We start from the raw sequence: 22,690 nt of genomic DNA, 5'->3' as shown, positions 1-22,690 counted from the left end.
CATCGCCCAGGGCCAAAAACCCGAAGCGATAGCCGTCAAAGACCGCAGGCGCGGTCGGCGCATATCGACGACGGGCAACGGAAGCTCGACACGGCAAGGAGTCGCCGTCGATACAGCGGGATCGCTTAATTCGGACTCTTCGGAGCCGGGCCGGCGTAGATGGTGCCGCCCCTGAATCTTTTTTTCAGGAAAGGCCACCACCCGGGATGCCGCTGGGCATCCCCGGCGCCAAGGACGGTGCTGCCCAGGACCGCAAGCGGCAGGAGCCGTGAGCGGAGTCAATAGGGCCGGGATTGGATGTTCGGGATCGAGGATCGGCAAGCCAGGCGCTTACCAGTCCGGACTCCCAAACCACGAATCTCGGCTTATGGAGGAGTGCAATGGCTCTTAATCTGTCTCAGAAGCAAGAAGTAGTCGCCGAACTGGCAGAAGTCGCCGCGAAGGCTCACTCCTTGGTTGCTGCCGAGTACGCTGGCATCACGGTCGGTCAAATGACCGCGATGCGCAAGAAGGCTCGCGAAACCGGTGTGTACTTGCGTGTTGTCAAGAACACCCTGGCCGCGCGCGCCGTCGCCGGTACCGAATACGAGTGCGTCCAAGACAAGCTCGTCGGTCCGCTGCTGTATGCGTTCTCGACCGAAGAACCCGGCGCCGCCGGGCGTCTGATCAAGGAATTCGCCAAGGGCAACGACAAGCTGCAGGCCAAGGTCGTCGCGTTGGGTGGCCAGGTTTATCCGGCCAGCCACGTCGAAGTCCTCGCCTCGCTGCCGACCCTCGAACAGGCCCTGGGCATGCTCGCCCGCGTTCTGTCCGAGCCCGCCAGCATGTTCGCCCGCGCCGTCAAGGCCGTGGCCGACAAGCAGGGCGGCGGCGAAGTCGCTGTCGAAGCTCCGGCCGAAGCGGAACCGGCGTAATCGCCGCACCGCGTTCGCGACCGCTTCACTGAACCCGATTCGAAAGATCAATATTTCCTGAGGTAATACACATGTCCCTGTCCAACGAACAAATCGTCGACGCCATCGCCGAAAAGAGCCTGATGGAAGTCATGGAACTGGTCCGCGCGATCGAAGAGAAGTTCGGCGTCACCGCCGCTGCTCCGGTCGTCATGGCTGGTGGCCCGGCCGCCGACGCCGCTCCGGTCGAAGAGCAGACCGAATTCACCGTCGTGCTGAAGGCCGCCGGCGAGAAGAAGGTCGAAGTCATTAAGGCTGTCCGCGCCATCACCGGCCTGGGCCTGAAGGAAGCCAAGGACCTGGTCGAAGGCGCTCCGCAGACCGTCAAGGACGCCGTCTCCAAGGACGACGCCGCGAAGTTCAAGAAGGACCTCGAAGCCGCTGGTGCGACCGTCGAAGTCAAGTAAGCCGTACTTGCGTCGCCGATTTTTCTTGGCGACCACCCAAGGCTGGGGACGAAAGTCCCCGGCCTTTGGCCGTTCCACGGGATCGGGAATTCGGGATTGAAGATTCGCTTAAGCGTCAGCGCGAAAACAGCTGCCGCCGCGAGTTTGCAATCCCGGATCCCCGGTTCCGGCCCCACCCGAGTTGACAGTCGGAAGTAGCGGGAGAAGGCGTGCTGGTGCCGGCAATACCAGCGACTTCCCACTGGCAATTTTTGGTTCAGTCATTAGTCCCCCGAACCGCGGACGCGCGGTTCGCCCGGAAAGACCCGCTGTCAGGCGGCTTTCCCGGCCCATTAGCTAATCGAGGCGGTAGCTCACCATGACCACAGCTTCCACGAACTATTCGTTCACTGAAAAGAAGCGCATCCGCAAGGACTTCGGCAAGCGCAAGTCCATCCTCGAAGTTCCCTTCCTGCTGGCGATTCAGGTCGATTCCTATCGCGAATTCCTGCAGGAACACACCGACCCGGCCAAACGCGCCGACCGCGGCCTGCATGCCGCGCTGAAGTCGGTGTTCCCGATCTCCAGCTACAGCGGCAACGCTGCGCTCGAGTACGTGGGCTACAAGCTCGGCGACCCGGTGTTCGACGAGCGCGAATGCCGTAACCGCGGCCTGTCCTACGGCGCTCCGCTGCGCGTGACCGTGCGCCTGGTGATCTACGATCGCGAGTCCTCGACCAAGGCGATCAAGTACGTCAAGGAGCAAGAGGTCTACATGGGCGAGATTCCGCTCATGACCGACAACGGTACCTTCATCGTCAACGGCACCGAGCGCGTCATCGTCTCGCAGCTGCACCGCTCGCCGGGCGTGTTCTTCGATCACGACCGCGGCAAGACCCACAGCTCGGGCAAGCTGCTGTACAGCGCCCGCATCATTCCGTATCGCGGCTCGTGGCTGGACTTCGAGTACGACCCGAAGGATGCGCTGTTCACTCGTATCGACCGTCGCCGCAAGCTGCCGGTGACCGTGCTGCTGCGCGCGCTCGGCTACAACAACACCGAGATGCTGGCCGAGTTCTTCGAGATCAACACCTTCCACATCATGTCCGAGGGCGTGCAGTGGGAGCTGGTCTCCGAGCGCCTGCGCGGCGAAACCCTGGACTTCGATCTGGCCGACGGCGACAAGGTCATCGTCGAAGCCGGCAAGCGCATCACCGCGCGCCACGTCAAGCAGATGGAACAGTCCGGCATCGCCGCGCTGGCCGTGCCCGACAGCTACCTGGTCGGCCGCATCCTCTCGCACGACGTCATCGACACCAAGTCCGGCGAACTGCTGGCCTCGGCCAACGACGAAATCAGCGAAGAGCAGCTGGCCGCGTTCCGCAAGGCCGGCATCGAGTCGGTCGGCACCATCTGGGTCAACGACCTGGACCGCGGTCCGTACATCTCCAACACCCTGCGCATCGATCCGTCGAAGACCCAGCTGGAAGCGCTGGTCGAAATCTACCGGATGATGCGTCCGGGCGAGCCGCCGACCAAGGACGCCGCGCAGAATCTGTTCCACAACCTGTTCTTCACCTTCGAGCGCTACGACCTGTCGGGCGTGGGCCGGATGAAGTTCAACCGCCGCATCGGCCGCAAGGAAACCGTCGGCGCTTCGGTGCTGTACGACGCGAAGTACTTCTCCGAGCGTAAGGACGAGGAATCGGTGCGCCTGCGCAACGAACTCGGCCAGACCTCGGACATCCTCGACGTCATCCGCACCCTGACCGAGATCCGCAACGGCCGCGGCGTTGTCGACGACATCGATCACCTGGGCAACCGTCGCGTGCGTTCGGTCGGCGAAATGGCCGAGAACACCTTCCGCGTCGGCCTGGTCCGCGTCGAGCGCGCGGTCAAAGAGCGCCTGTCGATGGCCGAGTCCGAAGGCCTCACCCCGCAGGAACTCATCAACGCCAAGCCCGTGGCCGCCGCGATCAAGGAGTTCTTCGGCTCCTCGCAGCTGTCGCAGTTCATGGACCAGAACAACCCGCTGTCGGAAGTCACGCACAAGCGTCGCGTGTCGGCCCTCGGCCCGGGCGGTCTGACCCGCGAGCGCGCCGGCTTCGAAGTGCGCGACGTGCACCCGACCCATTACGGGCGCGTGTGCACCATCGAAACGCCTGAAGGCCCGAACATCGGCCTGATCAACTCGCTCGCCGTGTTCGCCCGCACCAACAAGTACGGCTTCCTGGAGACGCCGTACCGCAAGGTCGTGGACGGCAAGGTCACCGACGACGTCGAGTTCCTGTCGGCGATCGAAGAGAACGAGTACGTCATCGCCCAGGCCAACGCGCCGCAGGACGACAAGGGCATGATCACCGCCCAGTTCGTCGCCTGCCGTTACCAGGGCGAAACCCTGCTCAAGCCGCCGTCCGAGATCCACTTCATGGACGTCTCGCCGATGCAGACCGTGTCGGTCGCGGCCGCGCTGGTTCCGTTCCTGGAGCACGACGACGCCAACCGCGCGCTGATGGGCGCGAACATGCAGCGTCAAGCCGTTCCGACCCTGCGTTCGCAGAAGCCGCTGGTCGGCACCGGCATCGAGCGCGCCGTGGCGCGCGACTCGGGCGTGACGGTGAACGCGCTGCGTGGCGGCACGATCGAACAGATCGACGCGGCCCGCATCGTGGTCAAGGTCAACGAGAGCGAAATCTCCGGCGTCACCGATGCCGGCGTGGACATCTACAACCTGATCAAGTACACGCGTTCCAACCAGAACACCTGTATCAACCAGAGCCCGCTGGTCAAGGTCGGCGACGTCATCGCCCGCGGCGACGTGCTGGCCGACGGCCCCTCGACCGACATCGGCGAGCTCGCGCTCGGCCAGAACATGCTGGTCGCGTTCATGCCGTGGAACGGCTACAACTTCGAAGACTCGATCCTGCTCTCCGAGCGCGTGGTCGAAGAGGATCGCTACACCACGATCCACATCGAAGAGCTGACCTGCTCGGCGCGCGACACCAAGCTGGGGCCGGAAGAAATCTCCGCCGACATCCCCAACGTCTCCGAGCAGGCCTTGAACCGCCTCGACGAGTCGGGCGTGGTGTACATCGGCGCGGAAGTGCGTGCCGGCGACATCCTGGTCGGCAAGGTCACGCCGAAGGGCGAGTCGCAGCTGACTCCGGAAGAGAAGCTGCTGCGCGCGATCTTCGGCGAGAAGGCGTCCGACGTTAAGGACAGCTCGCTGCGCGTGCCCCCGGGCATGGACGGCACCGTCATCGACGTGCAGGTCTTCACCCGCGACGGCATCGAGAAGGACAAGCGCGCCCGTCAGATCGAAGAGTCGGAAATCCGCCGGGTCAAGAAGGACTTCGACGACCAGTTCCGGATCCTGGAAGCGGCCATCTACGATCGTCTGCGTTCGCAGCTGATCGGCAAGGTCGCCAACGGCGGCGCCAGCCTGAAGAAGGGCGACACCGTCACCTCGCTGGTGCTGGACGGTCTGAAGAAGTCCGACTGGTTCACCCTGCGCATGAAGGACGAGGAAGCGATCGAGGCGATCGAGCGCGCGCAGAAGCAGATCGACGTCCACCAGAAGGAATTCGAGCGCCGCTTCGCCGACAAGCGCGGCAAGATCACCCAGGGCGACGACCTCGCTCCGGGCATCCTGAAGACGGTCAAGGTGTTCCTGGCGGTCAAGCGCCGCATCCAGCCGGGCGACAAGATGGCCGGCCGTCACGGCAACAAGGGTGTCGTGTCGACCATCGTGCCGGTCGAGGACATGCCGTACGCGGCCGACGGTCAGACCGTCGACATCGTGCTGAACCCGCTGGGCGTGCCGTCGCGTATGAACATCGGCCAGATCCTGGAAGTGCATCTGGGCTGGGCCGCCAAGGGCCTGGGCCAGAAAATCCAGCGCATGCTGGAGGCGCAACAGAAGATCGCCGAGCTGCGCAAGTTCCTCGACGAGATCTACAACCACGACCAGAAGCTGCACGGTCAGCGCGTGGATCTGAAGCAGTTCACCGATGAGGAACTGTTGACGCTCGCCCGCAACCTGACCGACGGCGTGCCGATGGCGACGCCGGTGTTCGACGGCGCGGCGGAGTTCGAGATCAAGCGCATGCTCGAACTCGCCGACCTGCCGAGCAGCGGCCAGGCCGTGCTGCACGACGGCCGTACCGGCGAAGCGTTCGAGCGTCCGGTGACCATCGGCTACATGCACATGCTGAAGCTGAACCACTTGGTCGACGACAAGATGCACGCGCGTTCGACCGGTCCGTACTCGCTCGTCACCCAGCAGCCGCTGGGCGGCAAGGCGCAGTTCGGCGGTCAGCGTTTCGGCGAAATGGAAGTCTGGGCGCTGGAAGCCTACGGCGCGGCCTACACCCTGCAGGAAATGCTGACGGTGAAGTCCGACGACGTGCAGGGCCGCAACCAGATGTACAAGAACATCGTCGACGGCGAGTACGAAATGGTCGCCGGCATGCCGGAGTCCTTCAACGTGTTGGTCAAGGAAATCCGTTCGCTGGCGATCAACATGGAGCTGGAAGAGAACTGACAGCGGGATAAGAGGTAGGGAACTGAGGGAATCCGGCGCCTGGCGCTACCCGCAGTTCCCCATTCCCCGACACCGCTTCTCTCCCCGCTGTTGCTCTCCGCCTGCCGAATTCCTCCGCTTGGAGTAAAGAAATGAAAGACTTGCTCAATCTCTTCAACCAGCAGCGTCCCGCGCTGGACTTCGACGCGATCAAGATCGCGCTGGCCTCGCCGGACCTGATCCGTTCGTGGTCGTTCGGCGAAGTGAAGAAGCCGGAAACCATCAACTACCGTACCTTCAAGCCCGAACGCGACGGCCTGTTCTGCGCCGCGATCTTCGGACCGATCAAGGACTACGAGTGCCTGTGCGGCAAGTACAAGCGCATGAAGCACCGTGGCGTGGTCTGCGAGAAGTGCGGCACTGAAGTCACCCTGGCCAAGGTGCGCCGCGAGCGCATGGGCCACATCGACCTGGCTTCGCCGGTCGCGCACATCTGGTTCCTCAAGTCGCTGCCCTCGCGCATCGGCCTGATGCTGGACATGACCCTGCGCGACATCGAGCGCATCCTGTACTTCGAAGCCTACGTCGTGACCGAGCCGGGTCTGACCCCGATGGAACGCGGCAACCTGCTGACCGAAGAGCAGTACCTGACCGCGCGTCAGGAGCACGGCGACGACTTCGAAGCCGCGATGGGCGCCGAAGCCGTGTACGACCTGCTGCGCACGATCGATCTGCAGTCGGAAATGCTGCAGTTGAAGGAAGAAATTTCTTCGACCGGCTCGGAAACCAAGCTCAAGCGTCTGACCAAGCGGATCAAGCTGGTCGAAGCCTTCCTCGAATCCGGCAACCGTCCGGAGTGGATGGTCATGACCGTGCTGCCGGTGCTGCCGCCGGATCTGCGTCCGCTGGTGCCGCTGGAAGGCGGCCGCTTCGCGACCTCGGATCTGAACGATCTGTACCGCCGCGTGATCAACCGCAACAACCGTCTGCGCCGCCTGCTCGAACTCAATGCGCCCGACATCATCGTGCGCAACGAAAAGCGCATGCTGCAGGAATCGGTCGACGCCCTGATGGACAACGGCCGCCGCGGCCGCGCCATCACCGGCACCAACAAGCGCCCGCTCAAGTCGCTGGCCGACATGATCAAGGGCAAGCAGGGCCGGTTCCGTCAGAACCTGCTCGGCAAGCGCGTGGACTACTCGGGCCGTTCGGTCATCGTGGTCGGCCCGACCCTGCGTCTGCACGAGTGCGGCCTGCCGAAGAAGATGGCGCTGGAGCTGTTCAAGCCCTTCATCTTCGCCAAGCTGCAGCGTCGCGGCCTGGCCACCACGATCAAGGCCGCCAAGAAGCTGGTCGAGCGTGAAGAGGCGGAAGTTTGGGACATCCTGGAAGAGGTGATCCGCGAGCATCCGGTGCTGTTGAACCGTGCGCCGACCCTGCACCGTCTGGGCATCCAGGCGTTCGAGCCGGTGTTGATCGAAGGCAAGGCGATCCAGCTGCACCCGCTGGTGTGTACCGCCTTCAACGCCGACTTCGACGGCGACCAGATGGCCGTGCACGTGCCGCTCTCGCTGGAAGCCCAGCTGGAAGCGCGCGCGCTGATGATGGCGTCCAACAACATCCTCTCGCCGGCCAACGGCGAGCCGATCATCGTGCCGTCGCAGGACGTCGTGCTGGGTCTGTACTACATGACCCGCGCCCTGGAGAACAAGGCGGGCGAGGGCATGGTGTTCGCCAACGTCGCCGAAGTTAAGCGCGCTTACGACAACCGCGTCGTGCAGATCCACGCCAAGGTCAAGGTCCGCATCACCGAGACCGTGATCAACGAGGACGGCACCCGCGAGCCCAAGACCTCGATCGTCGAGACCACCGTCGGCCGCGCCCTGCTGCGCGAGATCCTGCCCGACGGCCTGCCGTACGCGCTGGCCAACACCGAGCTGACCAAGAAGAACATCAGCCGCTTGATCAACTCGTGCTACCGCATGCTCGGCCTGAAGGACACGGTCGTGTTCGCCGACCGCCTGATGTACACCGGCTTCGCTTACGCGACCCGCGCCGGCGTCTCCATCGGCATCGACGACATGATCATCCCGGGCGAGAAGAAGGGCATCCTGGCCGAGGCCGAGACCGAAGTGCTGGAAATCCAGCAGCAGTACCAGTCCGGTCTGGTCACCGCCGGCGAGCGCTACAATAAGGTCGTCGACATCTGGTCGCGCACCAACGAGCGCGTGGCCAAGGCGATGATGGACGCGATCGGTACCGACACGGTCGAAAACGCCGAAGGCAAGCGCGTTCCGCAGAAGTCCATGAACTCGATTTACATCATGGCCGACTCCGGCGCGCGTGGTTCGCAGGCGCAGATCCGTCAGCTGGCCGGTATGCGCGGCCTGATGGCGCGTCCCGACGGCTCGATCATCGAGACGCCGATCACCGCGAACTTCCGCGAAGGCCTGAACGTTCTGCAGTACTTCATCTCGACCCACGGCGCGCGTAAGGGCCTGGCCGATACCGCGTTGAAGACCGCGAACTCGGGTTACCTGACCCGTCGTCTGGTCGACGTGGCGCAGGACGTGGTGATCACCGAAACCGACTGCGGCACGCTCGAGGGTCTGACCATGACCCCGATCGTCGAAGGCGGCGACGTGGTCGAACCGCTGCGCGACCGCGTGCTGGGCCGCGTCGTGGCCGAGGACGTGTTCCTGCCGGGCAACGACGAAGATCCGATCGTCACCCGCAACACCCTGCTCGACGAAGCCTGGGTGGCCAAGCTTGAGGACGCCAGCGTCCAGTCGATCAAGGTCCGCTCCACGATCACCTGCACCAGCAGCTTCGGCGTGTGCGCCAACTGCTACGGTCGCGACCTCGGCCGCGGCCACCTGGTCAACCACGGCGAAGCGGTCGGCGTCGTCGCCGCGCAGTCGATCGGTGAGCCCGGCACCCAGCTGACCATGCGTACCTTCCACATCGGTGGTGCGGCATCGCGAGCTGCGGCGATCGACAACGTCACGGTCAAGACCACCGGTTCGATCAAGTTCAACAACCTCAAGCACGTCGCCCACGCCAACGGCCACCTGGTCGCGGTGTCGCGTTCGGGCGAACTGTCGGTGCTCGACCCGCACGGGCGCGAGCGCGAGCGCTACAAGCTGCCGTACGGTGCGACCGTCGCGGTCAAGGACGGCGCCGAGATCAAGGCCGGCCAGACCGTCGCCAACTGGGATCCGCATAACCACCCGATCGTTTCGGAAGTCGCCGGTTTCATCCGCTTCATCGACTTCGTCGATGGCGTGACCGTGATCGAGAAGACCGACGAACTGACCGGCCTGGCTTCGCGCGAAATCACCGATCCCAAGCGTCGCGGTTCGCAGGGCAAGGATCTGCGTCCGATCGTCCGCATCGTCGACAAGAACGGCAAGGATCTGACCATCCCCGGTACCGACCTGCCGGCGCAGTACCTGCTGCCGCCGCGCTCGATCGTCAACCTGCAGGACGGCGCCGCCGTCGGCGTGGGCGACGTGGTCGCCAAGATCCCGCAGGAAGCGTCGAAGACCCGCGACATCACCGGTGGTCTGCCGCGCGTGGCCGACTTGTTCGAAGCGCGCAAGCCCAAGGACCCGGCGATCCTCGCCGAAGTCTCCGGCATCGTCAGCTTCGGCAAGGACACCAAGGGCAAGCAGCGCTTGATCATCAAGCAGGCCGACGGTGAAGAGCACGAAGAGCTGATCCCGAAGTACCGCCAGATCATCGTGTTCGAAGGCGAACACGTGGAGAAGGGCGAGACCGTGGTGGACGGCGAGCCGAGCCCGCAGGACATCCTGCGCCTGCTGGGCGTGGAGCCCTTGGCCGTGTACCTGACCAAGGAAATCCAGGACGTCTACCGCCTGCAGGGCGTGAAGATCAACGACAAGCACATCGAAGTGATCGTCCGTCAGATGCTGCGCAAGGTCGAAATCACCGACCACGGCGACAGCAAGTTCCTGCACGGCGAACAGGTCGAGCGTCAGCGCTTCGTCGAAGAGAACGCGCGTCTGCTGGCCCGCAACGAGATCCCGGCCAAGTACGATCCGGTCCTGCTGGGCATCACCAAGGCCTCGCTGGCGACCGAGTCGTTCATCTCGGCCGCGTCCTTCCAGGAAACCACCCGCGTGCTGACCGAGGCCGCCGTGCGCGGTACCCGCGACGGCCTGCGCGGCCTGAAGGAGAACGTGATCGTCGGCCGTCTGATCCCGGCCGGTACCGGTCTGGCGTACCACACCCAGCGCCGCAAGAACGCCTCGGGTCTGACCGACTCGGAGATGGAGGCGCTGTCCGGCCCGGTCACCGCCGTCGAAGCCCCGGCTCCGGCCGCGGTGGAAACGGTGGCGGGCGACGACAACGCGTAAGCCTTAGTCTCCAAGCCGGTTCATGAGCAAGGCGGGCAGCGATGCCCGCCTTGTTTTTTGCCTGCGATTTGGCCGGGGGGGGGGGGATTCGGGGCTCGGGCCGGGGACTGGGTTCGGCAAGACACCACTGAAATCCGATCGCTCACAGGCGCCGCCGCCGCCCCCAACCCGTCATTCCGGCGAAAGCCGGAACCCATTTTGATCTCCGCTCCGGCTTGGGCTAACAGCAACATGGGTTCCGGCTTCCGCCGGAATGACGGACTGGGGGCGGGCGCCCTCGCTCCGAACAGGCAAGAGGGTGGCAAACCCAAAGAAATGTGCTATCGTCGCGGACCGGATCGACCCGTATGGGCCGTATCCCAGATCACGAAATTAGGCGCAGGGAGCGCCTAGTGTTCGGCCCAAGGTAGGGCGGGATCAATCGAATAAGCATGCAAATCGGCGCATTCGTGCGCTGGTTTCGGCTGTTCGCATCGCCTGCGTTGACGGAAACGTTCAGCGCGGGCTATACTTTTTCGTCTCGGTGGGTCGGGTGCATTCGACGTGCCGTTCGTTAATCCCGAAGCGGCCGCCCGGCCCCTCAATACAAGAGTTCTAGATGGCAACCATCAATCAGCTCGTCCGCAAGCCGCGGCAGGCGACCACCTACAAGAGCGCCTCGCCGGCGCTCGCGAACTGCCCGCAGCGTCGCGGCGTTTGCACCCGCGTGTACACCACGACCCCGAAGAAGCCGAACTCGGCTCTGCGTAAGGTCGCCAAGGTGCGCCTGACCAACGGTTACGAAGTCATTTCGTACATCGGCGGCGAAGGCCACAACCTGCAGGAACACTCGGTCGTGCTGATCCGCGGCGGCCGCGTCAAGGACCTGCCGGGCGTGCGCTACCACACCGTCCGCGGCTCGCTCGACGCCGCCGGTGTCGCCAAGCGTCGCCAGAGCCGTTCCAAGTACGGCGCCAAGCGTCCGAAGTCCTAAGCGCGTCGCTGCCCAGGCCGGCGCACCGCGCCGCCACCCGCAAGCACGTCTGTCAAGAATCACGAAAATAGGTACGCACCATGTCGCGTAAAGGTTCCACCCCGCAGCGTTCGGTTCTGCCCGATCCCAAGCACGGCAGCGAGACGATCGCGCGCTTCATCAATATGGTCATGCAGAGCGGCAAGAAGTCCGTCGCCGAGAAGATCGTTTACGGCGCAATGGACGTCATCGGTGAAAAGAATCCGAACGCCCTCGAGCTGGTTGAGAAGGCGCTGACCAACGTTTCGCCGTCGGTCGAAGTCAAGTCGCGTCGCGTCGGCGGCGCCACCTACCAGGTGCCGGTCGAAGTGCGCACCTCGCGCCGCATGGCGCTGGCGATGCGTTGGCTGATCGAATCCGCGCGCAAGCGCGGCGAGAGCTCGATGCCGCGCAAGCTGGCCGCCGAGCTGCTCGATGCCTCTGAGAACCGCGGCGCGGCGATCAAGAAGCGCGAAGAGACTCACCGCATGGCAGAAGCGAACCGCGCGTTCGCTCACTACCGCTGGTGATCCGAGCGCCCTGGCGACAGGGCCTTCGCAACATCCGCATGAGATGTTGCCGCGGCGGCGATACGGCCGCCTTGCGAACCGGAGGCCGCCGATAAGGCGGCGTCCGGCCATCTGGAATTCGAAAATCTATTACGAGAGGGTCCCGTGGCTCGCACCACTCCCATCGAGCGTTACCGCAACTTCGGCATCATGGCCCACATCGATGCCGGCAAGACCACGACTTCCGAACGCATCCTGTTCTACACCGGCGTCAGCCACAAGATCGGCGAAGTGCACGAAGGTGCCGCGACGATGGACTGGATGGAGCAGGAGCAGGAACGCGGCATCACCATCACTTCCGCCGCGACCACCGCGTTCTGGAAGGGCATGGACAAGTCGCTGCCCGAGCACCGCTTCAACATCATCGACACCCCCGGGCACGTCGACTTCACCATCGAAGTGGAGCGCTCGCTGCGCGTCCTCGACGGCGCGGTGTTCGTGCTGTGCGCGGTCGGCGGCGTCCAGCCGCAGTCGGAGACCGTGTGGCGTCAGGCCAACAAGTACTCCGTGCCGCGCATGGCGTTCGTCAACAAGATGGACCGCACCGGCGCCAACTTCGATAAGGTCGTCGAGCAGCTGAAGGCGCGCCTGGGCGCGTACGCCGTGCCGATGCAGGTGCCGATCGGCGCCGAAGACGGCTTCGAAGGCGTGGTCGACCTGCTCAAGATGAAGGCGATCCACTGGGACGTCGCGTCGCAGGGCACCAAGTTCGAATACCGCGACATCCCGGCCGAGCTGCAGTCCAAGGCCGAAGAGGCGCGCGCGTTCATGATCGAAGCCGCGGCGGAAGCCTCGGAAGAGTACATGGACAAGTACCTCAACGAAGGCGAGCTGAGCGAAGAAGAAATCGTCGCCGGTCTGCGCGCGCGCACCCTGCGCGTCGAGATCGTGCCGGTGTTCTGCGGCTCGGCGTTCAAGAACAAGGGCGTTCAGGCCATGCTCGACGGCGTGATCAACCTGCTGCCGTCGCCGTCCGACCGTCCGCCGGTCCAAGGCATCGACGAGGACGAAAAGGAAGACACCCGCAAGGCGTCCGACACCGAACCGTTCTCGGCGCTGGCGTTCAAGATCATGACCGACCCGTTCGTGGGTTCGCTGACCTTCTTCCGCGTCTACTCGGGCGTGCTGAATTCGGGCGACCAGGTGTACAACCCGGTCAAGTCGAAGAAGGAACGCGTCGGCCGCATCCTGCAGATGCACGCCAACCAGCGCGACGAAATCAAGGAAGTCCGCGCCGGCGACATCGCCGCGGCCGTGGGCCTGAAGGACGTGACCACCGGCGACACGCTGTGCGCGCAGGATCACATCATCACCCTGGAGCGCATGGTGTTCCCGGAGCCCGTCATCTCGATGGCGGTGGAACCGAAGACCAAGTCGGACCAGGAAAAGATGGGTATCGCCCTGGGCCGTCTGGCGCAGGAAGATCCTTCGTTCCGCGTGCGCACCGACGAAGAATCGGGCCAGACCATCATCGCCGGCATGGGCGAGCTGCACCTGGACATCCTCGTGGACCGCATGAAGCGCGAGTTCAACGTCGAAGCCAACGTCGGCAAGCCGCAGGTGGCGTACCGCGAGACCATCCGCAAGTCGGACGTCAAGTCGGATTACAAGCACGCCAAGCAGTCCGGCGGTAAGGGTCAGTACGGTCACGTGGTGATCGAGCTGTCGCCGATGAGCGAGAAGGATCGTGCGGACGAAGACGTCAAGAACGATTTCCTGTTCGTCAACGACATCACCGGCGGCGTGATTCCGAAGGAATTCATCCCGGCGATCGAAAAGGGCCTGCGCGAGACCATCACCAGCGGTCCGCTGGCCGGCTTCCCGGTCGTGGGCGTGAAGGTCAAGCTCGTGTTCGGTTCGTACCACGACGTCGACTCGTCGGAAATGGCGTTCAAGCTCGCCGCGTCGATGGCCTTCAAGGAAGGCTTCCGCAAGGCCGATCCGGTCCTGCTGGAGCCGATGATGAAGGTCGAAGTGGTGACGCCGGAAGAGTACGTCGGCGACGTCATGGGCGACTTGAGCCGTCGTCGCGGCCTGTTGCAGGGCCAGGACGACACGCCGTCGGGCAAGACCATCAACGCGATGGTGCCGCTGGGCGAAATGTTCGGCTACGCGACCACCATCCGTTCGCTGACCCAGGGTCGCGCGACCTTCACGATGGAATTCGATCACTACGCCGAGGCGCCGAACAACATCGCCGAGACCGTGATCAAGAAGGGCGGCTGATAGACGGGATTCGGGAGTGGGGTTCGGGGTTCGCCAAGGCGGATGCCACCTGCTCCCGAAACCGCATCGAAGTCCGGTCGCAAGCAAATATCAGGGATGGGGCGGCTGTTGATCGCCAATCCCTCATCCCGAACAACGAATCACAGAACTTAAGAGAGATACATCATGGCTAAGGGTAAATTCGAGCGCACCAAGCCGCACGTCAACGTCGGCACCATCGGTCACGTCGACCATGGCAAGACCACGCTGACCGCAGCGCTGACCAAGGTGGGCGCTGAGCGTTTCGGCGGCGAGTTCAAGGCGTACGACGCGATCGACGCGGCGCCGGAAGAAAAGGCTCGCGGCATCACGATCTCGACCGCGCACGTGGAATACGAATCGGCTTCGCGTCACTACGCGCACGTCGACTGCCCGGGCCACGCGGACTACGTGAAGAACATGATCACCGGTGCGGCGCAGATGGACGGCGCGATTCTGGTGTGCTCGGCCGCTGACGGCCCGATGCCGCAGACCCGCGAACACATCCTGCTGTCGCGTCAGGTCGGCGTGCCGTACATCGTCGTGTTCCTGAACAAGGCCGACATGGTGGACGACGCCGAGCTGCTCGAGCTGGTCGAGATGGAAGTGCGCGAGCTGCTGACCAAGTACGACTTCCCGGGCGACGACACCCCGATCATCCACGGTTCGGCCCGTCTGGCGCTGGAAGGCGACCAGAGCGACATCGGCGTGCCGGCGATCCTGAAGCTGGTCGACGCGCTGGACACCTTCATTCCGGAGCCGGAGCGCGCGATCGACAAGCCGTTCCTGATGCCGGTGGAAGACGTGTTCTCGATCTCGGGCCGCGGCACCGTGGTGACCGGCCGTATCGAGCGCGGCATCATCAAGGTGGGCGACGAAATCGAAATCGTCGGTATCCGTCCGACCCAGAAGACCACGGTCACTGGCGTTGAAATGTTCCGCAAGCTGCTGGACCAGGGTCAGGCGGGCGACAACGCCGGTCTGCTGCTGCGCGGCACCAAGCGCGACGACGTGGAGCGCGGCCAGGTGCTGTGCAAGCCGGGTTCGATCAAGCCGCACACCGAGTTCGAAGCCGAAGTGTATGTGCTGTCGAAGGACGAAGGCGGCCGTCACACCCCGTTCTTCAAGGGCTACCGTCCGCAGTTCTACTTCCGCACCACCGACATCACCGGCGCTTGCGAGCTGCCGGAAGGCGTCGAGATGGTCATGCCGGGCGACAACATCAAGATGGTCGTCACGCTGATCAACCCGGTGGCGATGGACGAAGGCCTGCGTTTCGCGATCCGCGAAGGCGGTCGTACCGTCGGTGCGGGCGTGGTGGCGAAGATCATCAAGTGACGAACTGACCCGTGCGCGCTTCGGCGCGCACGGCTTTGTCAGTTCGTCATCCCCGCGAAAGCGGGGGTGAGGCGACAGCGCTTGCGGCATGCGTTGAAGCGCATGTCGCGTGGCGCCGAACGCCATCGCGCTATGCGCGATGGCCGGGGCCGAAAGTTGGTAGCGACGGATCTTCAGCTCCATGCTTTAAAGGGTGGCGCCCCTCAAGGTTCCGCCCGCTCCAAGAAACCCGCGACGGCCCAGCCGTCGCCGGTTTTCTTAATCGCAGTCCCCCGACCGCGATTCAGAAAGCCGGTAGTCGAGCCCCCGCCCAGACAGGGCAGGGCACGCATTCATCATCCAAAGGCCGGAGCGCTTGCACTCCCGTCGCGGATGCTTGTAGAATGCGCGACCACCGTGTCACCCCTGTTTATGCCGGGGCGGCGCAACCAGCGAAATGAGGAGCAGGACGCACCTCGTATTCGCCAGACAGGGATATGTCGCACGGCAGCGCTCCATACGTTCTGGGCCCTCGGGCATCCAAAGAACGCTAATGGAGCCCTTCGTGCGTTCTGCTCAGTCTGGGCGGGCCGGGAAACCGGGCCGCCTTAGTTTTTCCAGGCAAGGAAGCTCCGGGGCGAGGGTGTTGCCCTGGAGTGTTTGCGTTTTCGTGGGGCCGGCGCACCCAGAAGCCGTCCCGTCGCTCTTTTAACCAAGGAATTCCGTCATGGCGGACCAAAAGATCCGGATCCGGCTCAAAGCGTACGATCATCGTCTGATCGACCGCTCGGCCAGCGAGATCGTCGAGACGGCCAAGCGGACCGGCGCGCAAGTGCGCGGCCCGATCCCGCTGCCGACCAAGATCGAGCGTTACACCATTCTCGTCTCCCCGCACGTCGACAAGGACGCGCGCGACCAGTACGAGACCCGTACGCACAAGCGCGTGCTCGACATCATCGACCCCAACGACAAGACCGTGGACGCGCTGATGAAGCTCGAACTCGCGGCTGGCGTTGACGTTCAGATCAAGCTGACCTGAGGCCACCACTATGACCGCGAAGAAATATTCGTTGGGCATTGTCGGTCGCAAGGCCGGCATGAGCCGCTTCTTCACCGAAGACGGCAAGTCGGTTCCGGTGACCCTCATCGAGGCCACCCCGAACCGCATCACCCAAATCAAGACCTCGGAAACCGACGGTTACAGCGCCGTGCAGGTGACCGTCGGCGTGCGCCGCGCCGCGCTCGTCAACAAGCCCGAAGCCGGTCACCTCGCCAAGGCGAAGGTCGAAGCCGGTCGCGGCTTGTGGGAGCTGCGCGTGGAAGCCGACAAGATCGGCGCTTTCGAAGTGGGCGGCGAGATCAAGGCCGACATCTTCGAAGTGGGCCAGATCGTCGACGTCCAGGGCATCACCAAGGGCAAGGGCTTCCAGGGCACGATCAAGCGCTGGAACTTCAGCATGGGCGACGCGACGCACGGTAACTCGCTGTCGCACCGCTCGCCCGGTTCGATCGGCCAGCGCCAGACGCCGGGCCGCGTTTTCCCGGGTAAGAAAATGTCCGGTCACATGGGCGCCGTTCAGCAGAGCACGCAGGGCCTGGAAGTGGTCAAGGTCGACGCCGAGCGCGGCCTGATCGCGATCAAGGGCGCCGTGCCGGGCGCTCCGGGTGGCGACGTGATCGTTCGCCCGTCGAGCAAGGGAGCATAACGATGGAACTTGCCATCAACGGTAGCGACAAGAAGCTGTCGGTTTCCGACGCCATCTTCGATCGCGAATTCAGCGAAGACCTGGTTCACCAGGTGGTCGTGGCTTACCGCAACGCAGGTCGCGCCGGCACCAAGGCGCAGAAGACCCGTTCGGAAGTCAACGGCACCACCAAAAAGTCGAAGAAGCAGAAGGGCGGCGGTGCGCGTCATGGCGCGCTGACGGCTCCGATCTTCGTCGGCGGCGGCGTGACCTTCGCGGCCAAGCCGCGCAGCTTCGCCCAGAAGGTGAACCGCAAGATGTACCGCGCGGCGATCGCGTCGATCCTGTCGGAACTCAACCGCCAGGGCCGCATCACCGTCGTCGAGAAGCTCGACCTCGACTCGCCCAAGACCTCCGGCATGGTGTCCATGTTGAAGTCGCTGGAAATGGGCCGTCGTCCGCTGCTCGTCACCGAGGAAGCGACCGAGAACCTGTACCTCTCGGCCCGCAACTTGCCTTATGTGGAAGTCCGCGACGTGCAGGGACTCGATCCGGTGGCCCTCGTCGGCGCCGATTCGATCGTGTTCACCGCCGATGCGGTCAAGAAGATCGAGGAGTGGCTGGCATGAACGAGGCCAAGCTCTACAGCATCATCCGCGCACCGCGCGTGTCCGAAAAGACCGCACGGCTGCAGGAAGTCTCCAACCAATACGTCTTCGAAGTCTCGACGGACGCTACCAAGGCCGACATCAAGGTCGCCGTGGAAAAGCTGTTCGACGTGAAGGTCGAGGCTGTCAATGTGGTCAACGTGAAGGGCAAGAACAAAGCCTTCAAGAACCGCATGGGCCGTCGCGCCGACTGGCGCAAGGCGTACGTGAAGCTGGCCGACGGCCAGTCGATCGACGTGATGGCCAAGGCCTGAGGAAAGATCCATGGCATTGATGACTTTCAAGCCCACTTCCGCCGGCCGCCGCAACGCGGTTCGCGTCGTGACGCCGGGCCTGCACAAGGGCGCGCCGCATGCGGCGTTGGTCGAGAAGCAGAGCAAGAGCGGCGGCCGTAACCACCACGGTCGCATCACCACCCGTCACATCGGCGGTGGCCACAAGCAGCACTACCGCATCATCGACTTCAAGCGCGACAAGGTCGGCATCCCGGCCCGCGTCGAGCGGATCGAATACGATCCCAACCGCACCGCGCACATCGCGCTGCTGTGCTACGTCGATGGCGAGCGTCGTTACATCATCGCCCCCAAGGGCCTGAAGGACGGCGACCAAGTGATCGCCGGCCGCGATGCTCCGATCCGCGTCGGCAACACGCTGCCGCTGAGCAACATCCCGGTCGGTTCGACGGTCCACTGCATCGAGATGAAGCCCGGCAAGGGCGCTCAGCTCGCCCGCGCCGCCGGCGCCGGCGTGCAGCTGGTCGCTCGCGAGCAGGGTTACGCCACGCTGCGTCTTCGCTCCGGCGAAATGCGCAAGGTGCCGGTCGACTGCTGCGCGACCATCGGCGAAGTCGGCAACGACGAACACAGCCTCGAGAAGCTCGGCAAGGCCGGTGCGAAGCGTTGGCGCGGTATCAAGCCGACCGTTCGCGGCGCGGCCATGAACCCCGTCGACCACCCGCACGGCGGCGGCGAGGCGAAGGCTGGCCAGGGCAACCCGCATCCGGTCACCCCGTGGGGTGTTCCGACCAAGGGTTACAAGACGCGCAAGAACAAGCGCACCACGCAATTCATCGTGCGCGATCGCAGGGGTTAATCGAACATGGCACGTTCACTGAAGAAGGGCCCGTTCGTCGACCATCATCTGATGAAGAAGGTCGAAACCGCGGGCAACAACAAGAAGCCGATCAAGACCTGGTCGCGTCGTTCGATGGTGCTGCCGGAAATGGTTGGCTTCACGATCGCCGTCCACAACGGCAAAAACCACATCCCGGTGTTGGTCAACGAAAACATGGTTGGCCACAAGCTTGGCGAGTTCGCTCTGACCCGTACGTTCAAGGGTCACGGCGGCGACAAGAAGTCGGGCAAGTAAGGAGATGACCATGGAAGCGAAAGCCATCCTGCGCACCGCGCGCATCTCCCCGCAGAAGGCCCGCCTGGTCGCCGACCAGGTGCGCGGTCTGTCCGCCGAGCGCGCCGTCAACCTGCTGAAGTTCTCGGACAAGAAGGCAGCCTCCCTGATCCGCAAGGTCGTGGAGTCCGCCATCGCCAACGCCGAGAACAACCAGGGCGCCGACATCGACGAGCTCAAGGTCAAGACCATCATGGTGGACGAGGGTCCCGCACTGAAGCGCTTCATGGCGCGTGCGAAGGGCCGCGGCACCCGCATCCTCAAGCGCACCAGCCACATCACTGTGGTTGTGGGCGCGGGCAAGTAAGGCGGAGTCAGACAATGGGTCATAAAGTTCATCCGACCGGAATCCGCCTGGGCATCGCCAAGGATTGGAATTCCAAGTGGTTCGCGAACAAGAAGCAGTACGCCGAGTATTTGGCTGCTGACCTGAAGGTTCGCGTCATGCTTCGCAAGAAGCTGGCTCAGGCCGGCATCTCGAAGATTTTCATCGAACGTCCGGCGAACAACGCCCGCGTGACGATCCACACCGCCCGTCCGGGCGTGGTGATCGGCAAGCGCGGCGAGGACATCGAGAAGCTGCGTAAGGAAGTCAGCGCGCTGATGGGCGTTCCGGCGCACATCAACGTGACCGAGGTCCGCAAGCCGGAACTCGACGCGCAGCTGGTCGCCGAGTCGATCGCTCAGCAGCTGGAGCGCCGCATCATGTTCCGCCGCGCGATGAAGCGCGCGGTCGGCAACGCGATGCGCCTGGGTGCCCTCGGCATCAAGGTCAACGTCGCCGGCCGTCTCAACGGCGCCGAAATCGCGCGTTCGGAGTGGTATCGCGAAGGTCGCGTGCCGCTGCACACGCTGCGTGCCGACATCGACTATGGCTTCGCTGAAGCCAAGACGACCTACGGCATCATCGGCATCAAGACCTGGATCTATAAGGGCGAAGTGTTCGACTTCTCCCAAGTGGGCCAGGAAAAGCAGGACGATTCGCCGCGCAGCGAGCGTGGTGACCGCGGCGACCGCGGTGATCGTAACGACCGCCCGGGCCGTCCTGCCCGCGAACAGAGGTAATCCGTCATGTTGCAACCCAAGCGAACTAAGTACCGCAAGGTACACAAGGGCCGCAATGATGGCCTGAGCTGGAGCGGCAATGCCGTCAGCTTCGGCGAATACGGCCTCAAGGCGACCGCTCACGGTCAGCTGACCGCGCGTCAGATCGAAGCGGCCCGCCGCTCGATCAGCCGCTACGTCAAGCGCGGCGGCAAGATGTGGATCCGCGTGTTCCCGGACAAGCCGATCACCAAGAAGCCGATCGAAGTCCGAATGGGCTCCGGTAAGGGCAACGTCGAGTACTGGGTCGCCCAGATCCAGCCCGGTCGCATGATTTACGAGATCGAGGGTGTGGCCGAAGACGTGGCGCGCGAAGCGTTCCGCCTGGCCGCCGCCAAGCTCTCGGTGACCACTACTTTCGTTACCCGGACGGTGCGCTAATGGAACTCAAGCAACTTCGCCAGAAGTCGGCGGATGAGCTGAAGGCTCATCTGGTCGAGCTTCACAAGGAGAGCTTCGCTCTGCGCATGCAGAAGGCCACCGGCCAGCTCGCCAAGACCCACGACCCCCGCCGCGTCAAGCGCGAGATCGCTCGCGTGAACATGCTGCTGGGCGAGAAGAAGTAAGGACCCGCCATGACCGACAACAAGACAGAGAAGGCGCTGCGCACGGTTGAAGGCCGGGTTGTCAGCAACAAGATGGACAAGACCGTCACCGTGCTGGTGGAGCGTCAGGTCAAGCACGCGCTGTACGGCAAGTACATCCGTCGCTCGACCAAGCTCCACGCTCACGACGCCGAGAACGCCTGCAAAGAAGGCGACATCGTGCGGGTGAAGGAGATTGCTCCGATGTCCAAGACCAAGAACTGGAGCGTGGTTGAAATCGTCAGCCGCGCGGCCGTCTAAGAGGAGGCTGAACCATGATCCAGATGCAAAGCTACCTCGGCGTTGCCGACAACTCCGGTGCTAAGGAAGTGATGTGCATCAAGGTGCTCGGCGGCTCCAAGCGCCGTTACGCGCACATTGGCGACATCATCAAGGTCACCGTGAAGGACGCGATCCCGCGCGGCAAGGTCAAGAAGGGCGACGTCTACGACGCCGTCGTGGTCCGCACCCGTAAGGGCGTGCGTCGCCCGGACGGTTCGCTGATCCGCTTCGATGGCAACGCTGCGGTGTTGCTCAACAATAAGCATGAGCCGATCGGCACCCGTATCTTCGGACCCGTGACTCGCGAGCTGCGCTCGGAGAAGTTCATGAAGATCGTCTCGCTCGCGCCTGAAGTGCTCTGAGCGGAGGAACTAGACCATGAACCGTATCAAGAAGGGCGATCAAGTGATCGTCACCGCCGGCAAGGACAAGGGCAAGAAGGGCGATGTGGTGCGCGTGCTCGGCGACAAGGTCGTCGTGTCGAACATCAACCTCGTCAAGCGCCACACCAAGCCGAATCCGCAGGCCAACCAGCCGGGCGGCGTGATCGAGCGCGAAGCGCCGATTCACATTTCCAACGTCATGCTGTTCAACCCGGCCACCGGCAAGGGCGAACGCATCGGTTTCAAGGTGCTGGAGGATGGACGCAAACTGCGTGTGTTCCGCTCCAGCGGTGAGGCGGTTGACGCCTGAGGAATGCTGAAATGACCACCCGGCTCGAAGAGTTTTACAAGAATGAAGTGGTTCCGGCGCTGACTGAAAAGTTCGGCTACAAGAACCCGATGGAAGTGCCGCGCCTCGTCAAGATCACCCTGAACATGGGTGTGGGCGAAGCGGCCACCAACAAGAAGATCCTGGAAAATGCCGTTGCGGACATGACCAAGATCGCCGGCCAGAAGCCGATCGTGACCAAGTCCCGCGTGTCGGTGGCTTCGTTCAAGATCCGCGACGGCTGGCCGATCGGCACCAAGGTCACCCTGCGTCGCGCCAAGATGTTCGAGTTCCTCGATCGCCTGATCAACATCTCGTTGCCGCGCGTCCGCGACTTCCGCGGCGTGTCGGGCCGTTCCTTCGACGGCCGCGGCAACTACAACATGGGCGTCAAGGAACAGATCATCTTCCCGGAAATCGATTTCGACCAGGTCGACGCTCTGCGCGGCATGGACATCGCGATCACCACGACCGCGAAGACCGATGCCGAGGCGAAAGCCCTGCTCGAAGCCTTCCGCTTCCCGTTCCGTAACTGAGTCAGGATTGAAAAATGGCTAAGACTTCCATGATCAACCGCGACATCAAGCGGACCAAGCTGGTGAAGAAATTCGCCGCTAAGCGTGATGCGCTGAAGAAGATCATCGCCAGCGACGCGTCTTCCTACGAAGACAAGATGGACGCGGTGGTCAAGCTGCAGAAGCTGCCGCGCGACTCCTCGCCGAGCCGTCAGCGCAACCGTTGCGCCTTGACCGGCCGTTCGCGCGGCGTCTACCAGAAGTTCGGCCTCGGCCGCAACAAGCTGCGCGAAGCCACCATGCGCGGCGATGTGCCGGGCCTGCGTAAGGCAAGCTGGTAAATCTCTGGTACTATTACCGGCTTTCCCGGTAT

23 protein-coding genes are annotated in these 22,690 nt (G+C 63.6%); all 23 read left to right on the top strand.

From position 1 onward, the window contains the following. Positions 1–380: 380 nt before the first annotated feature. The 23 genes from rplJ (at position 381) to rpsN (ending at position 22,658) form a co-directional block, all read left to right on the top strand. Positions 381–914: a 50S ribosomal protein L10 gene (gene rplJ / locus V7787_RS43640; protein ID WP_336093877.1), complete on the top strand. Its 534-nt coding sequence runs from the start codon at positions 381–383 to the stop codon at positions 912–914. A gap of 71 nt (positions 915–985) precedes the next feature. Beyond that, entirely contained in the window at positions 986–1,360 is a 375-nt protein-coding gene (gene rplL / locus V7787_RS43635) for a 50S ribosomal protein L7/L12 (protein WP_336093876.1), read from the top strand. A gap of 358 nt (positions 1,361–1,718) precedes the next feature. Then, positions 1,719–5,882 carry a DNA-directed RNA polymerase subunit beta gene (gene rpoB, locus V7787_RS43630; protein ID WP_336093875.1) on the top strand — a complete coding sequence of 1,388 codons (4,164 nt, stop codon included), beginning with the start codon at positions 1,719–1,721 and terminating at the stop codon, positions 5,880–5,882. Positions 5,883–6,013: 131 nt separating this feature from the next. Then, complete coding sequence (rpoC, locus tag V7787_RS43625) at positions 6,014–10,240, top strand: DNA-directed RNA polymerase subunit beta' (RefSeq protein WP_336093874.1); 4,227 nt, start codon at positions 6,014–6,016, stop codon at positions 10,238–10,240. 598 nt (positions 10,241–10,838) lie between these two features. Then, positions 10,839–11,213, top strand: coding sequence for a 30S ribosomal protein S12 (gene rpsL / locus V7787_RS43620; protein ID WP_036115437.1), 375 nt, complete (start codon positions 10,839–10,841; stop codon positions 11,211–11,213). An 80-nt stretch (positions 11,214–11,293) separates the two neighbouring features. Then, a complete protein-coding gene (rpsG, locus tag V7787_RS43615; protein ID WP_057943881.1) occupies positions 11,294–11,761 on the top strand; it encodes a 30S ribosomal protein S7 in 468 nt (155 codons plus the stop codon). 144 nt (positions 11,762–11,905) lie between these two features. Further along, entirely contained in the window at positions 11,906–14,026 is a 2,121-nt protein-coding gene (gene fusA / locus V7787_RS43610) for an elongation factor G (protein ID WP_336093872.1), read from the top strand. Between the two features lie 165 nt (positions 14,027–14,191). Then, positions 14,192–15,382, top strand: coding sequence for an elongation factor Tu (tuf, locus tag V7787_RS43605; RefSeq protein ID WP_336093871.1), 1,191 nt, complete (start codon positions 14,192–14,194; stop codon positions 15,380–15,382). Positions 15,383–16,088: 706 nt separating this feature from the next. Further along, positions 16,089–16,400: a 30S ribosomal protein S10 gene (gene rpsJ, locus V7787_RS43600; protein ID WP_031373837.1), complete on the top strand. Its 312-nt coding sequence runs from the start codon at positions 16,089–16,091 to the stop codon at positions 16,398–16,400. 10 nt (positions 16,401–16,410) lie between these two features. Beyond that, positions 16,411–17,067: a 50S ribosomal protein L3 gene (gene rplC / locus V7787_RS43595; RefSeq protein WP_336093869.1), complete on the top strand. Its 657-nt coding sequence runs from the start codon at positions 16,411–16,413 to the stop codon at positions 17,065–17,067. Between the two features lie 2 nt (positions 17,068–17,069). After that, positions 17,070–17,675, top strand: a complete 606-nt coding sequence (gene rplD, locus V7787_RS43590) for a 50S ribosomal protein L4 (RefSeq protein WP_336093868.1) — start codon at positions 17,070–17,072, stop codon at positions 17,673–17,675. Next, positions 17,672–17,968 carry a 50S ribosomal protein L23 gene (gene rplW / locus V7787_RS43585; protein WP_336093867.1) on the top strand — a complete coding sequence of 99 codons (297 nt, stop codon included), beginning with the start codon at positions 17,672–17,674 and terminating at the stop codon, positions 17,966–17,968. The genes rplD and rplW overlap by 4 nt, the downstream gene beginning before the upstream one ends. A gap of 10 nt (positions 17,969–17,978) precedes the next feature. Next, the gene (gene rplB / locus V7787_RS43580) at positions 17,979–18,806 is read left to right on the top strand and encodes a 50S ribosomal protein L2 (protein WP_036111804.1); all 828 of its coding nucleotides are present in this window, start codon (positions 17,979–17,981) and stop codon (positions 18,804–18,806) included. A 6-nt stretch (positions 18,807–18,812) separates the two neighbouring features. Next, the gene (gene rpsS / locus V7787_RS43575; RefSeq protein WP_057943874.1) at positions 18,813–19,082 is read left to right on the top strand and encodes a 30S ribosomal protein S19; all 270 of its coding nucleotides are present in this window, start codon (positions 18,813–18,815) and stop codon (positions 19,080–19,082) included. Between the two features lie 10 nt (positions 19,083–19,092). Then, positions 19,093–19,428 carry a 50S ribosomal protein L22 gene (gene rplV / locus V7787_RS43570; protein WP_336093864.1) on the top strand — a complete coding sequence of 112 codons (336 nt, stop codon included), beginning with the start codon at positions 19,093–19,095 and terminating at the stop codon, positions 19,426–19,428. Between the two features lie 14 nt (positions 19,429–19,442). Further along, positions 19,443–20,186: a 30S ribosomal protein S3 gene (gene rpsC / locus V7787_RS43565; RefSeq protein ID WP_336093862.1), complete on the top strand. Its 744-nt coding sequence runs from the start codon at positions 19,443–19,445 to the stop codon at positions 20,184–20,186. Positions 20,187–20,192: 6 nt separating this feature from the next. Continuing rightward, on the top strand, positions 20,193–20,606 hold the full coding sequence (gene rplP / locus V7787_RS43560; RefSeq protein ID WP_036111797.1) for a 50S ribosomal protein L16: 414 nt from the start codon (positions 20,193–20,195) through the stop codon (positions 20,604–20,606). Continuing rightward, a complete protein-coding gene (gene rpmC, locus V7787_RS43555) occupies positions 20,606–20,791 on the top strand; it encodes a 50S ribosomal protein L29 (protein ID WP_336093859.1) in 186 nt (61 codons plus the stop codon). The genes rplP and rpmC overlap by 1 nt, the downstream gene beginning before the upstream one ends. A 9-nt stretch (positions 20,792–20,800) precedes the next feature. After that, positions 20,801–21,070, top strand: a complete 270-nt coding sequence (gene rpsQ, locus V7787_RS43550; RefSeq protein WP_336093858.1) for a 30S ribosomal protein S17 — start codon at positions 20,801–20,803, stop codon at positions 21,068–21,070. Between the two features lie 14 nt (positions 21,071–21,084). Beyond that, positions 21,085–21,453, top strand: a complete 369-nt coding sequence (rplN, locus tag V7787_RS43545; RefSeq protein ID WP_031373826.1) for a 50S ribosomal protein L14 — start codon at positions 21,085–21,087, stop codon at positions 21,451–21,453. Between the two features lie 16 nt (positions 21,454–21,469). Then, a complete protein-coding gene (rplX, locus tag V7787_RS43540) occupies positions 21,470–21,784 on the top strand; it encodes a 50S ribosomal protein L24 (protein WP_336093857.1) in 315 nt (104 codons plus the stop codon). Between the two features lie 11 nt (positions 21,785–21,795). Continuing rightward, on the top strand, positions 21,796–22,338 hold the full coding sequence (gene rplE / locus V7787_RS43535) for a 50S ribosomal protein L5 (RefSeq protein ID WP_336093856.1): 543 nt from the start codon (positions 21,796–21,798) through the stop codon (positions 22,336–22,338). A gap of 14 nt (positions 22,339–22,352) precedes the next feature. Then, positions 22,353–22,658, top strand: a complete 306-nt coding sequence (gene rpsN, locus V7787_RS43530) for a 30S ribosomal protein S14 (RefSeq protein ID WP_336093855.1) — start codon at positions 22,353–22,355, stop codon at positions 22,656–22,658. Positions 22,659–22,690: the final 32 nt, after the last annotated feature.

The sequence above is a fragment of the Pseudomonas sp. CGJS7 genome, assembly GCF_036961695.1.
Note: the sequence above shows the minus strand (reverse complement) of the source record. Positions and strands in the feature narration are given on the sequence as shown.